Annotated in this window: 13 protein-coding genes; 8 read left to right on the top strand and 5 right to left on the bottom strand. The window is 69.8% G+C overall.

Features of this window, described 5'->3' with window-relative positions:
• Positions 1–77 precede the first annotated feature (77 nt).
• The gene (locus tag FHP29_RS18160) at positions 78–383 is read left to right on the top strand and encodes a hypothetical protein (RefSeq protein WP_139624253.1); all 306 of its coding nucleotides are present in this window, start codon (positions 78–80) and stop codon (positions 381–383) included.
• A 50-nt stretch (positions 384–433) separates the two neighbouring features.
• Here the strand turns inward: FHP29_RS18160 and FHP29_RS18165 are convergent, their stop codons facing one another.
• Genes FHP29_RS18165 through merA form a run of 5 tightly spaced genes read right to left on the bottom strand, consistent with a single transcriptional unit; the run spans position 434 to position 4,297 of the window.
• Positions 434–1,363: a cytochrome c biogenesis CcdA family protein gene (locus tag FHP29_RS18165; RefSeq protein ID WP_139624254.1), complete on the bottom strand. Its 930-nt coding sequence runs from the start codon at positions 1,361–1,363 to the stop codon at positions 434–436.
• Positions 1,364–1,366: 3 nt separating this feature from the next.
• Entirely contained in the window at positions 1,367–1,861 is a 495-nt protein-coding gene (locus FHP29_RS18170) for a TlpA family protein disulfide reductase (RefSeq protein WP_139624255.1), read from the bottom strand.
• The gene (locus FHP29_RS18175; protein ID WP_139624256.1) at positions 1,858–2,163 is read right to left on the bottom strand and encodes a MerC domain-containing protein; all 306 of its coding nucleotides are present in this window, start codon (positions 2,161–2,163) and stop codon (positions 1,858–1,860) included. Before FHP29_RS18175 ends, FHP29_RS18170 begins: the two co-directional genes overlap by 4 nt.
• Before the next feature lie 32 nt (positions 2,164–2,195).
• Positions 2,196–2,861, bottom strand: coding sequence for an organomercurial lyase MerB (merB, locus tag FHP29_RS18180; RefSeq protein WP_139624257.1), 666 nt, complete (start codon positions 2,859–2,861; stop codon positions 2,196–2,198).
• A gap of 11 nt (positions 2,862–2,872) precedes the next feature.
• A complete protein-coding gene (gene merA / locus FHP29_RS18185; protein ID WP_139624258.1) occupies positions 2,873–4,297 on the bottom strand; it encodes a mercury(II) reductase in 1,425 nt (474 codons plus the stop codon).
• 103 nt (positions 4,298–4,400) lie between these two features.
• On the opposite strand from merA, the gene FHP29_RS18190 reads away from it, so the two are divergent.
• The 7 genes from FHP29_RS18190 (at position 4,401) to FHP29_RS18220 (ending at position 14,453) form a co-directional block, all read left to right on the top strand.
• Positions 4,401–4,790, top strand: coding sequence for a heavy metal-responsive transcriptional regulator (locus FHP29_RS18190; protein WP_139624259.1), 390 nt, complete (start codon positions 4,401–4,403; stop codon positions 4,788–4,790).
• A 70-nt stretch (positions 4,791–4,860) separates the two neighbouring features.
• On the top strand, positions 4,861–5,196 hold the full coding sequence (locus FHP29_RS18195) for an ArsR/SmtB family transcription factor (protein ID WP_139624260.1): 336 nt from the start codon (positions 4,861–4,863) through the stop codon (positions 5,194–5,196).
• Positions 5,196–5,933: a cation diffusion facilitator family transporter gene (locus FHP29_RS18200; protein WP_139624261.1), complete on the top strand. Its 738-nt coding sequence runs from the start codon at positions 5,196–5,198 to the stop codon at positions 5,931–5,933. Before FHP29_RS18195 ends, FHP29_RS18200 begins: the two co-directional genes overlap by 1 nt.
• Before the next feature lie 462 nt (positions 5,934–6,395).
• Entirely contained in the window at positions 6,396–7,952 is a 1,557-nt protein-coding gene (locus FHP29_RS18205) for a TIGR02677 family protein (RefSeq protein WP_139624262.1), read from the top strand.
• Positions 7,949–9,163, top strand: coding sequence for a TIGR02678 family protein (locus FHP29_RS18210; protein ID WP_139624263.1), 1,215 nt, complete (start codon positions 7,949–7,951; stop codon positions 9,161–9,163). The genes FHP29_RS18205 and FHP29_RS18210 overlap by 4 nt, the downstream gene beginning before the upstream one ends.
• The gene (locus tag FHP29_RS18215) at positions 9,160–13,236 is read left to right on the top strand and encodes a TIGR02680 family protein (protein WP_139624264.1); all 4,077 of its coding nucleotides are present in this window, start codon (positions 9,160–9,162) and stop codon (positions 13,234–13,236) included. The genes FHP29_RS18210 and FHP29_RS18215 overlap by 4 nt, the downstream gene beginning before the upstream one ends.
• Positions 13,233–14,453, top strand: coding sequence for a TIGR02679 family protein (locus FHP29_RS18220; RefSeq protein WP_139624265.1), 1,221 nt, complete (start codon positions 13,233–13,235; stop codon positions 14,451–14,453). Before FHP29_RS18215 ends, FHP29_RS18220 begins: the two co-directional genes overlap by 4 nt.
• Positions 14,454–14,510 lie beyond the last annotated feature (57 nt).

Below are 14,510 nucleotides of genomic sequence, written 5' to 3' on the forward strand. Positions count from 1 at the left end.
GGCAGACCAGCTCGCCGGAACGGCGGGTGGACGTCCGAGCGCTCGACACGGCCTGCCGCCACGACCATGATCGAACCGTGAGCGCGCAGGCCGAGACCGCCGAATCAGACAACAGCCTGCCGCAGTGCTGGTGTTGCGGCGGCTCGTTCGCCGAACCGGAGTTGGTCCACCTCGGGTCGCACCCGGAGGTGGGCCTGTGCGCGGACTGCGCCCATTGGGTGCACCGCCGCGCCGCCGAGCAGGCCGCTGCCCGACGGGGCGGGCTCCCCGCGCGGTATCGCGGAGCCTTCGCCGCGACCCGGTCCTGGGTCATCCAGCACGAGGTGCACAACCTGCCTGTCCTCGGCCGGCTGCTGCGCGGCCTGGACCGTCGCCTGCCCTGAACCTCGCGCCCGCGACCGCTCAGGCCACCCGACCCAGTTGGGCAACCCGCTCACACGGACTTGCCGACATCCCGTCCCAGCGTCCCGCCGCCGGGTCCCGGGGCGGTGTCCGGCGGGCAGCAGGCGCCGGGCACCGGAGCCATGCGTCCTCGGCGTCGACGTTCGACGAGGGCAAGTGTGGCTGCTCCCAGCACCGCCGTCACGGCGAGGACACTGATGAGGGTCGTCCGACCCTGGATCCACTGCGAGATGGTCGCGGACAGTCCGGCGAGTGCGCCGGCTCGACCCGCCGACGTCGCGTCACCGGTGGCGGCCGGATACCAGTACCAGGCGAGGTAAGCGCCGGTGAGCACGAGGACCACCGCGGTGACCTTGGGGCCGTAGCGAGCCAGCGTGGCCACCCGGTGGGTGAGCGCGGTGCCCGCGGCTGCGGTGGCCAGGGCCAGCAGCAGCAGGACGGTGGCCGACCCGGCCGCGTAGACCCCGAACACCACGAGCAGGCCGGCGTAGCTGGCGGTGGCCTGGGCCTGCGCGATGACCGCGAGCAGCACCCCGAAGGTGCACGCGAGCGAGGCGATCGCGTAGCCGACGCCGAAGACCACCATCTGAGCGGTCGGGGCAAGCCCCGCGGTTGCCCGGCCGGGGATCCGGGGCAGCCGAAGGGAGAACGAGCGACCGGCCAGCATCGCCCCACCGAGCAGCACCAGCAGTACGCCGACGGCGAGGCCGAGCGCCGGTGCGGCCTCGATCAGGCCGCGGGCGCCGGCGCTGACCACCAGCCCGGCGGCGGCCAGCGTGCCGGCGAACCCGAGGGTCAGCGCGGCGCCGGCCCGCAGCGCATGGAGCAGCCGCACGGGTGCCGGGGAGGTGTCGCCGTCGCCGATGGTGTGGCTGATCCAGGCCGGCAGTAGCGCGAAGCCGCACGGGTTGACCGGGGCGACCATGCCGGCGGCGAAGGCGAGCGTGAGCAACCCGCCCATGGCTCAGGCTCCCGCCTTCACCAGTTCAGCGGTGATGGTCTCGGCGCTGGGGTCGGTGGCCCGGAAGGTCACCTTGCCCTCGGCGACCTGGAAGCGCAGAGACAGGGCCGCGCCGGTGTCGATGGCCGCCGGGACGTGCTCCGCGTCGACGGAGTCCATAAAGCCTCCGATGGTCTCCTTGGACTCGCCGGGGTCCATGTCGATGGCGAGGAAGCTTGCGTTGTCGCCCGCTTCCTCGGCGGCGGTCGCCGCCCTGCCGAGGGACCGGACGCCGTTGACGCATTCGCCGCAACCGACCGAGAAGAAGAACACGGCTGTGGGTTCCCCGGTTGCGGGCAGGCTGATCTGGTGGCCGTCGATGCTGGTCACCGTCACCGGACCACCGTCGGCCACTGGGCTCGCGGGGGCAGTGGTCCCGCATCCGGTCAGCGCCAGCGATCCGGCGGCGAGGGCCGCGGCGATCGAGACGGCCTTCAGTCCGGTTCGGGTGCGCGTCATCGGGTTTGTTCGTCCCTCGTGTCAGTGGTCTGGTCGGTACGAGTGGGCGGGGTGGGCGGACAGCAGTCAGGGCTGTCCGTGCGACGGTGCCGCCTCGCGCTCCCGACGACGGCGAGGACCACGACGCCGATCCCGGCCCCGATGACCCAGGGATTGCGCAGGAACGCGCCGATCCCAGCAATGGCGCCGCCGGTGACCAGAAGCGGGAGGAGGGCGCAGCAGGCGACCATGAGCACGGCGGCACCTGCTGCGGTCAGCAGCAGGCCGACGCCGCCGGGTTGGCCGTCATGGTTGGAGGTCATCGGTGTCCTTCGGTCCTGTCGTTGAGGCTGGGTCAGCAGCAGTGGGTGCGGTCGGTCGAGGTGTCGTCGGTGGTCGGCTGGGTGCCCGCGAGGAGGGCGGCGGTGAGGTCGGCGCCGATCCGGTGGGCCTCGGCGACCGGGACGACCTCGGCCCCGGGGTTCCCGACGAGCCAGCCGGCGGCGTCCTCGGGCGAGGTGAAGAAGTGCACCTGGTTGCAGAAGGAAGGGCGGATCGACGTCATCCGCTCGGGATTCACCAGGGACACCACTGCGGTGGCTGGTTCGACGCTGGTGACGCCGGTCGCAGGGTCGATGGTGACGCGGATCGTTGCGCCGCTGGCCGGTGAAACCGACTCGACGTGTGCCGCCCGCTCCACCAGCGCGGGGAAGATCAGGGTGTCCAGAGCGCACCAGGTGTAGAGCTCCTCGCCGGCCACGGTGAACCGGTGATTGGTCGGGCGCAGGGTCAGACCCTGGCCGAGGATCCGACCCTGGGCGTCGTACTCGGTGTCCGGCACAGCGGCCAGACCACGACGTACGTCGTCGACCGTGCGGCCCGCAGCAGCGGCGAGCTCCTCGATGCTGACGGGGTCGCCATCGACGAGCAGTCGCAGCAGCGGGACCAGCAGGCCGGCGTCCAGGCCCGACTCCCCGGGGTCGGCGAGCCGGTTGGTCAGGTCGGTGATGAGATTCGGCACGGTGATTCCTTTCAGGCGCAGCAGGACAGTTTCGAGACGTCGGCGGTGAAGGACTTGGCGACGATCCGGATGCCTTCGGCCATGGTCAGGTAGGGCGCCCAGGCGTCGGCGACCTCGGCGATGGTCTTGCCGAGGATGTGCACACCGGCGGCTGCGAGCTCGCCGGCGTCCTTCGCGACCGCGGTCAGGCCGAGGATCTCGCCGGTGTCGGCATTGGCGACCATCTTGATGAAGCCGCGGGTGTCGCGGTTGACCAACGCGCGGGTCACATAGGTCAGCGGCAGAACCCGGCAGTCGCAGCGGATCCCTGCGGCGACGACGTCCTCCTCGGTCAGCCCGACCGCACCGATCGCGGGGCTGGTGAAGGTCACCCGGGGGAGCCTGGTGTAGTCGACCGACCGGTCCGCGGCGGCGAAGGCGTTCTCGGCGACCATCGTGCCGTGGTGAGCGGCGACATAGACGAACTCCGGGTGCCCGGTGACGTCACCGGCGGCCCAGATCCGCGGGTTGGAAGACTGCATCTGGTCGGTGACCACGATCTCCCCGGACTCGCCGGTCTTGACCTCCACCGCGTCGAGGTTGAGCCGGTCGGTGACCGGGCGGCGGCCCAGAGCGACCAGGATCTCGTCCGCGCGGAACTCCTGCTCGCCCCCGGAGATCTCGGCGCGGACGACGACCTGCCCGGTCCCCGCGTCGCGAGCCACGTGGACAGGCGTGGCGCGGCGAACCACCCGGATGCCCTCATCGGCGAACACCTCCTGCAGCGCCTGGGAGACCTCCGGCTCCTCCTTCGACGCCAGCCGCGAGCGCACCAGCAGGGTGACCTTCGCTCCGAGACGGGCGAAGAGCTGCGCCTGCTCCAGCGCCACGTAGCCGCCACCGAGCACCAGCAGTGACTCGGGGACCTCGGCCAGCTCCATTGCGGTCGTCGACGTCAGATACCCGACGTCGTCGAGACCATCGATGGGCGGAGCCCAGGCGCGCGCGCCGGTCGCAACAAGGTAGTGCGCGGCCTCGATCACCTCGACCGTTCCGTCGGTGCCGGTGACCTCCAGGAGGGGGGACTCCGGAGTGCCGGCGAAGATGGCCTCACCACGTCGGACCTTCCACCCGTAGGAGTCCGCGACGTCGACGTACTTCTCACCCCGCAGCGCCTCGACGAGGTCCTCCTTCCCTGCGATCAGGGCGGGCATGTCCACCGCGCCCGCGTCGGTCGCGATGCCCGGGAACCGGTCGCCAGCGTCGGCCGCGACGTGCCGGGCCTCGGCCGCCGCGATCAGCGCCTTGGACGGCACGCAGCCCGTGTTCACACAGGTGCCGCCGAACGTGCCGCGCTCGATCATCACAACGGACTTGCCGATCGTCGTGGCCCGGATGGCGGCGGCGAATGCCCCGCCACCCGACCCGATCACTGCCAGATCAAACTTCGACTGCATCCCGATTCCTCCCCGACGGTTGGGAAACGCTCCTGATGTGCTCAGAATGGACCTTCCAGTAAGGTGGAAGGTCAAGTGAGACCTGCGACACAAGGGAGTCGGGATGCGGATCGGGGAGCTCGCCGAGGCATCGGGAACCACTGCCAAGACGCTGAGGTTCTACGAGGAGCAGGGGCTGCTGCCAGCCGCCGAGCGCACCCCGGCTGGCTACCGCGACTACACCCCCGACGCCGTCGGGCGCATCGACTTCATCCACCGCGGCCAGGCTGCCGGGCTCACCCTTGCCCAGGTCCGCCAGATCCTCGACATACGTGACGACGGACAGGCGCCCTGCGGACACGTGCAGGACCTGCTCGACTCTCGACTGGCAGACCTCGACGAGCAGATCGCGCAGCTCGTCGCGCTCCGAGAGACCATCACTCAGCTCCGCGACCAGGCAGCCACGGTCGAACCGGAGACCTGCAGCCCCGACCAGGTCTGCCGCTACCTGTAGCCGAATCGCACAAAGCCACGGCGAGAGTTCACGTAACTCTGAATACAGCGTCTGATGTATTCTCGCCTTCATGAGTGCCACCACCGCCGCTTCACTCGACGCGCTCGCCCGGTTCGGGCACGCCCTGTCCGACGCCACCCGGTCCCGGATCCTCATGGCGCTGAGCGAGGCTCCGTCCTACCCGGCCGACCTGGCGGACGCCTTGGGGGTGACCCGGCAGTCGATGTCGAACCACCTCGCGTGCCTGCGCGGCTGCGGGCTGGTCGTGGCGGTCCCTGAGGGGCGGCGCACCCGCTACGAGCTTGCCGACGCGCGTCTCGGGCATGCCCTGGCCGACCTGCACCAGGTCATCCTCGTCACCGACCCGGACGCATGCGCTGACGCCGATGAGCAAGGGTGCTGTTGATGAGCACCGAGCTGCCCGTTCACTCCATCGACACGACGGCTTCGGTCGCGCCCGCTGGCCTGCACGGTCCGGCGCCGAGCCCCGAGCACAAGGCGCTGTTGATCAGCCGCGTCCGGTTCCTGGTCGCCTTCACCATCGCCTACAACGTCATCGAAGCCGTCGTCGCCCTGACCGCCGGCTCGATCGCCGGGTCGGCCGCACTCCTTGGATTCGGCCTCGACTCGGTCATCGAGGTCTCCTCGGCGCTCGCCGTCGCGTGGCAGTTCGCAGGCGGCGACCACGAGGCCCGCGAGAAGGTCGCGCTCCGGGTCATCGCGTTCTCGTTCTTCGGGCTCGCGGCGTTCGTGACCTACGACGCCGGCAGCAGCCTGATCACGGGACACGCCGCCGAACACTCGTCGCTCGGCATCGGGATCGCCGCGCTGAGCCTGCTGGTCATGCCGGTCGCTTCGTTGATCCAGCGCCGCACCGGCAACGAACTCGGCTCCCACTCCGCGGTCGCGGACTCCAAGCAGACCCTGCTGTGCACGTACATGTCTGCCGCACTGCTGCTGGGGCTCGTGGCGAACAGCGTCCTGGGCTGGTGGTGGGCCGACTCGACCGCGGCACTGTTCATCGCCGCTCTTGCGGTCCGCGAGGGCATCAACGCTAGGCGCGGCGACCTGTGCTGCTCCCCGGCCGAGGTCTTCTTCGACCACGACCACGATGGCTGCGAGACAGGCTGCGACTGCTGCTGAGTCAAGGAGCAGGGATTCGAGCTGTGTCCGAAAACGGTCCACATTGGGCCGGTACCACTCCGTGTTAGACGGGTATCCTGAGACAGGAAGCGAGGGCGAATCCCTCACCACACCGAGCGAATCGGTAGCTTCCGGCTTGAGACCACAGTAGTTGCGACGCCTCCGACGGCGCCCAGAGGTCGCAGGTTCAAATCCTGCCCCCGCTACAAGGAAAACCGGCCCTGACCAGCAGAAACGCTGGTCAGGGCCGGTTTCATTTGTCGCGAGGATTTGAACCCAGTGGCCAGAAACCGGCCAGAAACGGGTCGACCACCCCATCACACTCCGTGATTCTCCGCGTGAATCCGACCGCGGGCACACGGATCTGAGGCGAGTTGATTCGGGTTCAAATCCTGGTCGCGCCCCGGGACATCGTCACGGGAATCTGTGTTTGCGTCGGCGGTCACAGCTACGGTGTCGGCCGTGGCCGACGGCATGCTGGACCCGCGCGAGCGTCAGACGCTCGGAGCGCTGAGGTATGCGGTCAACGAGGAAGCGGCCAGCTACCTCGCGATCATGCGGCTCTTCACGAGCGGGATGAGTGGCTTCCTGTCCGATCAGTCGGCCGGCGAAGTCGCGGAGCGGCTTGCCGCGCAGGGATTGGAGCTCGACCGGGACGTCGTCGATCAGCGTCTCTCCTATCTCGTAGAGCACGGCAACTTGGCGCGCAGCCCCCGCGAGTCCGACGCGCGGAGCGTCCGTGAGTACCTCGCCAATCGGGCTCGCTACCAGCTGACCCAGCGTGGCGAGCTCGTGCACCGCCAGGTCGAGGAACTGCTGGCGCATTCCGACTCCGCGCGAGAGGTCTCGAGCGAGATGCTGCCCGGCATCCTCAGTGGCATCGAGGAGCTGACCAGGATCTGCGGCCACGGTCTGGAAACCGCCGATCCTCGGGACCTGGCGGGCCGGATCACCACCTTGTTCGCCCAGTTCGAGATCCTGGTCTCGTCTACGCGGCAGTTCTACTCCTACCTGACCCAGGTCCTCACGCGGTTCGACCTCGGTCGCGAGGAGTTCGAGATGTTCAAGAGCGCCCTACTGGACTATCTCCAGCGGTTCATCGACGAGATCTCCCGGCACATGCCGCAGGTCGCCGACCGGCTGCGCCAACTCGAGCCGAGCGTGCCCTCGCTGTGCGAGCGGGCGAACGAGGGCGAGCGCCTGATCGGGTTGGATGGCGCGAGCGCCAGGCGCGCGACCGGGCTCGAGCCTGGCGACTGGGAGAGCCTGCATATGTGGTTCGTGGGCTCGTCCGGCCGCCGTTCCGATGCCGACAACGTGCGCCGCTTGGCGACTGACGCGATGCGGTCGCTCCTGATGAACCTCCGCCGGATTGCAGCGGGTGCTGACCGCCAGCAAAGCAGGTACGGCGACCTGGTGCGACTCGCCGACTGGTTCGACAGTGCCGACGACGCTCGCGCCCATGACCTGTGGGCGTCGGCGTTCGGCCTCTACTCTGCTCGCCATCTCTCTTTCGCTGCCGATCCGGACGGTGACCCCGTGGCGGCTACCCAGAGTTGGTGGCGGGCTCCCGTCGCCGAGGTGCCAATCGGCTTGCGCATCCACGGCGAGCGCAAGGCCGGCGGCCGCACCGGCGCTCGGGCCGACTACTCCGCTGCCAAGCAGGCCCGGATCGCCGCGCGCGAGCGGGAACAGCAGAGGCGGTCCGAAGCGCTGCGTGAGCTCGCCAGCCATGTGGGCGAGCTGCGCGATGTCCGACTCAGCGACGACGCTCGTACCGCGTTTCTGGACCTGCACGCGCAAGCATTGAGCGGGAACGGCGGTGCGCCGACAGCCGACGCGCCCGCCAGGGCCACCACTCGGGTCGACGGCGACCTCCTGACGATCTCTCTGCGCGCGCTCCCTGGCGGATCCACCACGATCACCAGTCCGGCGGGCCGCTTGACGCTGGGCGACCTCTCTGTCGAGATCTCCGTTGTGATGGACGCCGAGCGAGCCGAGCGGAGGATGGAGGGATGACGGCCATGCTCGAACGCCCCGGACCGGCGCCCGACCTGCTTGCTGAGGCCGACCTGCGCGATGCCGCCCGCGCCCTGCTCATGACGCCGCTGCTCACGGCTGACAGGAATCCTGATGAGTTAGGTCTCGTCCGCCGACATCGCGACGAGCTTGCGCGCTTGTTCGCCGAAGGGCTGGGCTACCGCCTAGTGGTGGAGCCGGGCCTTGCGCGGCTGTTCAAGACCGGGCTCGGGCGTGACGCTCTCCGTCCTTTGCGCCGACGCAACGACGCACCGTTCACCCCACGGCGTTACGCGTTGCTCGCCCTCACCCTCGCGGCTCTGACCCAGGCACGCCGGCAGCTGATGGTCGACGAGCTGGTTGCAGCGGTTCGCTCGGCAGCGGTCGACGCAGGCCTCGATGTGGACCTTGACGGGATCACGGACCGGCGCGCCCTGCACTCAGCCCTTGTCGCGCTGGTCGACCTCGGCGTGCTCAGCGAGCGTGACGGTGACCTCGAACACTGGGTCGAACGGCGCACGGAGTCCCTGCTCGACGTGCACCGTGACCGGCTGGCCGTCCTCCTGTCGGCTCCTGTCGCGGGGTGCCAGGGGCCGGATGACCTTCTGGAGGTCGCGGCAGTGCCGTCCGCCGCGGGCGGTGCTCGGGTGGCGGTGCGCCGCCGGCTGGCCGAGCAGCCGGTCCTCTCGACTGAAGACCTCACCGACGAGCAGCGAGAGTGGTGGCGCCGCAATCGGGAGCGAGAGCGCGAGTGGTTCCGCCGCTGGCTCGGGCTCGACCTCGAGCTGCGTGCCGAGGGGGCGATCGCCATCGACCCGAGCGGTGAGCTCACCGACCGGCCGTTCCCCTCGTCAGGATCAGCGCGTCACTTCGCCCTGTTGCTCGTCGGTGAGCTGGTCGAAGAGCTGCGGGCCGAGCATGGTGCGGCATTGGGCGGCATCGCCTGGGCGCATGTTGCGGTGTCCACCGCGCGCGGGGCCGCCGATCGGGTCTTCAACACGTGGCGGCGCGGCCTTCGCAAGGACCACCGTGACGATCCCGACCTGGTGTTCAACGACGCGGTCGAGGTGCTCGTGGAGGCTGGGCTGGTCCGCATGGACCCGAACGGGCTGCTCGTGCACGCGGCCGCTGCCCGCTACGCACCCCGCCCCGAGCTTCTGGCAGCCGGCCCGTCGGGGGAGCGTTCGATCTTCGAGGAGGACGAGGCATGACCATCGAGCTGGCGTCCCGCCGATCCGACGCACCGAGCAGCCGGTCCGAGCGATTCCGGCTGCATCGTGCCGGCATTCTCAACGTCTGGCAGTACGACGAGCAGGAGTTCACCTTCGCGGACGGTCGCCTGTTGCTGCGCGGCGCCAACGGGGCAGGGAAGTCCAAGACCCTGGAGATGTTGCTGCCGTTCGCGCTTGACGGTGACAAGGCGCGGATCACCGCGTCCGCGCGTCATCACACCAGCCTCCTGTGGCTGATGACCGACGGCTACGAGGGTCAGGCTCGCGTCGGATACATCTGGCTGGAGTTCCTGCGAGTGCTACCCGACGGCGCTGAGGAGGCATTCACCTGCGGGGTCGGCATCCGCGCCTCCGCATCGGCGCGGATGGCCACCGCCTGGCACTTCGCCACGGATCGCCGGGTGGGGCACGACCTGTCGCTCGAGGACGACGCGGGCCCGCTGTCCCGCCCGAGGCTGGAGGAGCTTCTCGGGCCGGAGCACGTGTTCGAGAAGGCCGCGGCCTACAAGGAGCACGTCGGCCGCGAGCTATTCGGTCTCGACGTCGCGCAGTATGACGAGGTGCTGCGGCTGCTCTACTGGCTCCGTCAGCCGCAGGTCGGCGAGGACATCGAGCCCGCGAAGCTGGCCGATCAGCTGTCCCAGGCGCTGCCCCAGGTCGACGAGCAGGCGGTCCGCTCGGCCGGCGACACCTTCGACGAGTTGACTGCATTCGGCGAGCAGATCGAGCGTCGCTCGGCAGCAGCGGGCACGCTCGAGTCCCTAGCCGCCGCGTTCTCCCGTTACGCGCGCGCTGTCGCCGCCCAGCGTGGCAGGGAGCTGGCTGAGCTACTGCGAGTCGAGCGGCGTCTTCTCAAGGACGTACGCAACGCCGAGACGCGGGTCGACGAGACGGCGCAGAACCGGGAGAGCGCCGAGAACGCCTTGCAGCAAACACGAGACGGGCTCGCGGAGGACGACGCGCGGTTGCGCGCCCTGGAGGCGGATCCTGCGGCACGCGACCAGCGCCGTCTGTCCGAGCTAGCCGACCTGCTCGATCGCGAGCTGAAAGCCTCTGCGAGCGCTAGCGAGCGCCTGGACCGCCATGCCCGGCACCACCGTGCCAAGGAGGAGGCACTCGCGCGGAGGGCGGGCGAGATCGAAGCAGAGCTGTCCGAGCATGCCCGTGCAATGCGTACCACCGCCCTGAAGGAGCGGGAGATCGTCGCCACCGTCCACGTCGTCGTGCCGCCGGCCCTCGACGGGATCACCCTGGCCGAGGCTGCGGACGCCACCAGAGCCGCCGATGCCTTGGATCAGACCACCGGCGCGTTCGAGATGGCACAGACGGCCACTCGCACTCGGGCCGCCGCAGTCACGTCCGTCCGCGAGGCCGCCCGTGCCGTCGAGATGGCGCGGACGCGTCAGGCTGAGGCCGACCGGCGAGCGGACGAGGCCGAGCGGCGCTGGGAGGAGTCCCGCGCCCGGAGGATCGCTGCACAACAGGCCGCAGACTCCGAGGAGGCGGCGCTGCTCACCGCCCTCGGCGACTGGACGCGGGCCCCTGAAGCGCCGGCGGTCGAGCTGCCCGACGACCTGACGCCCGAGAGCATCGACGCACTGCCGGCGCTGGCGCGCGCCGCCGTACGACCTGGCCTGCAGCGGTTGCGCGAGGAGGAGCAGCGCGCCGCAACCCGGCGGGACAACGCGGCCGTCGATGTCGAAACGCTCTCGATGGAGCGAGCTCGAGTCGAAGCCGAGCCCGAGCCGGCCCCTCCGCCCCCGGCGTTGGGTCGCACCTCGCGTCCCGACGGTCGTGCCCTCTGGCAGATGGTCGACTTCGCCGACCACCTGTCCGAGGCCGAGTGCGCTGGCCTCGAGGCCGCACTGCAGGGCGCAGGCATGCTCGACGGCTGGATCCGCCCGGATGGCCGCTTGCTGGATGCCGACCATCGCGACGTCGTGCTGTCGGCGCCAGCGGCGTCACCTGAGTCGGGCACCCTTGCGGACGTCCTACGGCTCGACCTACCTGCCGACAGCGACGTAACCGCCGCCGATGTTCGTCGCGTGCTTGCCGCGATCCGGACCGATGACATCGCGGAAGCAGCCGTCAGCGTCGCCCTTGACGGATCCTGGCGGATCGGGCCCGCTCACGGTCGTGCGACGAAGGAGCGGGCGCAGTACGTCGGCGCCACGGCCCGTACTCAGGAACGCGAACGTCGTCTGTCCGACCTCGACCAGCGGATCGAAGAGGCGCGTGCAGCACATGGCGCCGCCGCCACGGCGGTGGCCAAGGCCAAGGCCGCCATCGCCGCACTCGAACGTTGGGAGCAGACGCTGCCGTCGCCTACCGCGCTGCGCGAGGCGTGGTCTCAGTTGAAGGTGGTCCGCGAGGCCGAGGACCGCGATGACACTGCGAACCGTGATGTCCAGAGGCTGGCCCAGGAGGCGAGGGCGGTGACCGCCCGAGCCATGAGCGAACTCGATCGGCTGGCAACCGGCCACGGGCTCCCCACTGATCTGGATGCGCTGGCGGCGGTAGAGCAGCGTATCCGCGACCTGCTCGACGGCCTCGCGGCGCTCGTCGGCGCAGTGTCCCGGCTGGTCCGCGACCTGAGGCGGTGGTCTGCCGATCATGACGAGGTCCGGCTCGGTGCGGAGTCACTGGCCCATGAGGAGCGGGAGGCACGCGCGGCCGACCGGCGTACCGAGGAGACCCGGGCGGAGCTCACCGCGCTCCGCGAATCCGTGGGCGCCTCGGTGCGCGAGCTAGAGGAGAAGGTGTCCGCGGCAAAGGAATCGCGGTCAGTGCACAGCAGGCAGGCCAAGGTGGCGGAGGAGGAACGGACGCGCGCAATCGAGCGCCACGCGACTGCCGAGGCCGATCTGCGCGCGGCGCGCGTCCACTTGGCCGAGCAGGTGGCGCGTCGCCAAGACGTCTTGGCGTCGTTCGCCGCGCTCGCTACACCGCCCGGACTTCTCGCTGCGGCGACCGACGAAACTGACCTCCTTGATGGGATCGTGTCGATCGCATCCGTGGGGCCGGACGACCCCACCCCGACGGCGCTCGCCCGGGCAGCCCAGGGCTTCGCCGCCCTTTCCACAGACGATCCCGTCGCAGCCCGCAACGAGGTGTACAAGGTTCACAGGGAGGCTTCCACGGGACCCGCCGCGGACCACCAGCCATCCATCGCCCCCTACGAAGGGTGGGATCTCCTTGCCGTCATCGGACGTGACGACGGGGGAGAGGCAGGGATCGTCGACCTTGCTCGACGTGTCCGGACGTCGGTTGACCGAGACCGCAGCCTGCTGACCGAGAGGGAGAAGAGGCAGTTCGAGCAGCACGTGCTGGGCGAGCTGGGTGATGCGATCCGGCGTTGTCGGCGCGACGCCGACGAGCTCGTGGCCGCCATGAACGGATTGCTCGGCGACGTGACGACGTCGCAGGGGATCCGGGTCCGGCTGGATTGGAAACTTCGTGACGACGTGCCCGCCGAGGCGCGTGCGGCGGTCGACCTCCTTGCGCAACCAGTGGGAGCCCTCATCCCGGAGGAGCGCGAGAAGCTCCGCGACGTACTCCACAGACTGATCGAGGCGTCGCGTGCCGAGCGCCCCGAACTGGCCTACAGCGAGCATCTCGCGGCTGCTCTGGACTACCGAACGTGGTCGGCGTTCACGATCCGCTACTCCCGGCCCGAGAAGCCCGGACAGTGGGACCGCCTTCATCGGCGATCGCCACTCTCCCAGGGCGAACAGAAGGTCTTGTGTTACCTCCCGCTGTTCGCGGCGGCGGCGGCGCATTTCACCTCGCTCGCCGGCGCTGCCCCGCACGCGCCGCGGCTGGTCCTGCTCGACGACGCGTTCCCGAAGATCGACGTCCGAACGCATCCGCTGCTTTTCGGCCTGCTCGTCCAACTGGACCTGGACTTCGTGATGACGAGCGAGCGGCTCTGGGGCGATCACTCGACGGTTCCGGCGCTTGCGATCTACGAGGCGCTGCGCGATCCGAGCCAGCGCGGCATCGCGCAGTACGAGTACCGCTGGGACGGGCGTGTGCTCCAAGGCATCGGATGAGCACCCTGCCGGAGTGGATCGCTCACCCCGCGCTGAAGCCCACGTGGGAACGCGTGGCCACCCGCCTGGAGCAGGCTGGCCTCGTCCCGGAGGGCTCGGTCCGGGTTCGCCTTGCAAGCAGAGAGGAACGGCAAGCGGTCGGTGATCTGCTCGGTCGCACGATCACGCGGGAGGCTGTCAGCGTCGACTTGGCAGCGCTGGACCGCCGACTCCGTGAACGGTCAGGTGTGGGCGGACTCGACGCGGTTCTGCTGAGGCTCGGCATCAGTCTCGAAGACCGACCGGCGGCACGGGCCGCGAAGACCGAGTCCCGGCAGCGACCGCTCTCCATCGCAGCCGCCGCGATCCATGCTTCCTGGGTGCCGGATTGGGTTGCCGGCCTCCGCCGTGCTGGGCTGTTGACCAATCGCGATAACGCCGAGTCGATCGCGCGGAATGCAGCTCTGGTCCTCGACGACCTCACACGAAGCGAGCGCAGGTCGCAGTCGCGGGTCGAGCTGGGGGCGAGGCTGTTGGGCGACGCGCATGCTCTCGACCGGGATCGCTTGCTCCATCAGGTCGTCATTCGCGGTCTCGCAGCCGCGGCTGGTGTTCCCGTGCCGACCGGCGGCCGGAGTCGGGAAGCCCTCTGGGCTCGCTTCGGTGTCGACCCCGATCTGCTGTCACGCACCTGTCTGCTTTGGGGTCTTCGCCTCGCCAGTGACTCTCCGGTCGCCGCACGCCTCGCCGCGGCTGCGGAGGCGGGCGACCCCGTGCATGTCACGGAATGGGACCTTCGCCGTACTCCGCGCTTCATCCCGGCCCCGGACACTCGGGTCCTCGTCTGTGAGAACCCGCGGGTGATCGAGGGGCTGGCTGAGAACGGTGTGGCGGGGTGGGCGGCAGTGTGTACGTCGGGTGAGCCGAACCTGGTCGTCGACAAGGTCCTGGACCAACTGGCTCGGAGCGACGTCGAGCTTCGCTACCACGGGGATTTCGACTGGCCGGGTGTCGCGATCGCGAACCGGGCGATCGACAGGTATGGCGTGGTCCCGTGGCGGATGACGGTCGACGACTACACCCGCGCGGTTCGAGCCGACGGGCTGCGGCTCGGCGAGGGGGTGGTCGAACCGGTCTGGGACTCGGAGCTCGGCGCGGCGATGCGCAGTCGAGATCGGGTGGTCCACGAGGAGTCCGTGCTCTCGGAATTGGTCGACGCGCTTGCGAGTGAGCCGTAGGCGTCGCGACCTGCAAGGGAGTCTCAGCCGGTTATGCACCCGTTTCGCCGGTACGCT

The organism is Nocardioides albidus, from assembly GCF_006335005.1.
GTDB lineage: Bacteria > Actinomycetota > Actinomycetes > Propionibacteriales > Nocardioidaceae > Nocardioides > Nocardioides albidus.

What these genes read in the sequence shown, in the direction of transcription:
- merA (WP_139624258.1), bottom strand. Translation starts at nt 4,297, where the DNA reads ATGCAGTCGAAGTTTGATCTGGCAGTGATCGGGTCGGGTGGCGGGGCA.
- FHP29_RS18200 (WP_139624261.1), top strand. Translation starts at nt 5,196, where the DNA reads ATGAGCACCGAGCTGCCCGTTCACTCCATCGACACGACGGCTTCGGTC.
- FHP29_RS18210 (WP_139624263.1), top strand. Translation starts at nt 7,949, where the DNA reads ATGACGGCCATGCTCGAACGCCCCGGACCGGCGCCCGACCTGCTTGCT.
- FHP29_RS18175 (WP_139624256.1), bottom strand. Translation starts at nt 2,163, where the DNA reads ATGACCTCCAACCATGACGGCCAACCCGGCGGCGTCGGCCTGCTGCTG.
- FHP29_RS18220 (WP_139624265.1), top strand. Translation starts at nt 13,233, where the DNA reads ATGAGCACCCTGCCGGAGTGGATCGCTCACCCCGCGCTGAAGCCCACG.
- FHP29_RS18195 (WP_139624260.1), top strand. Translation starts at nt 4,861, where the DNA reads ATGAGTGCCACCACCGCCGCTTCACTCGACGCGCTCGCCCGGTTCGGG.
- FHP29_RS18190 (WP_139624259.1), top strand. Translation starts at nt 4,401, where the DNA reads ATGCGGATCGGGGAGCTCGCCGAGGCATCGGGAACCACTGCCAAGACG.
- FHP29_RS18170 (WP_139624255.1), bottom strand. Translation starts at nt 1,861, where the DNA reads ATGACGCGCACCCGAACCGGACTGAAGGCCGTCTCGATCGCCGCGGCC.
- FHP29_RS18165 (WP_139624254.1), bottom strand. Translation starts at nt 1,363, where the DNA reads ATGGGCGGGTTGCTCACGCTCGCCTTCGCCGCCGGCATGGTCGCCCCG.
- FHP29_RS18215 (WP_139624264.1), top strand. Translation starts at nt 9,160, where the DNA reads ATGACCATCGAGCTGGCGTCCCGCCGATCCGACGCACCGAGCAGCCGG.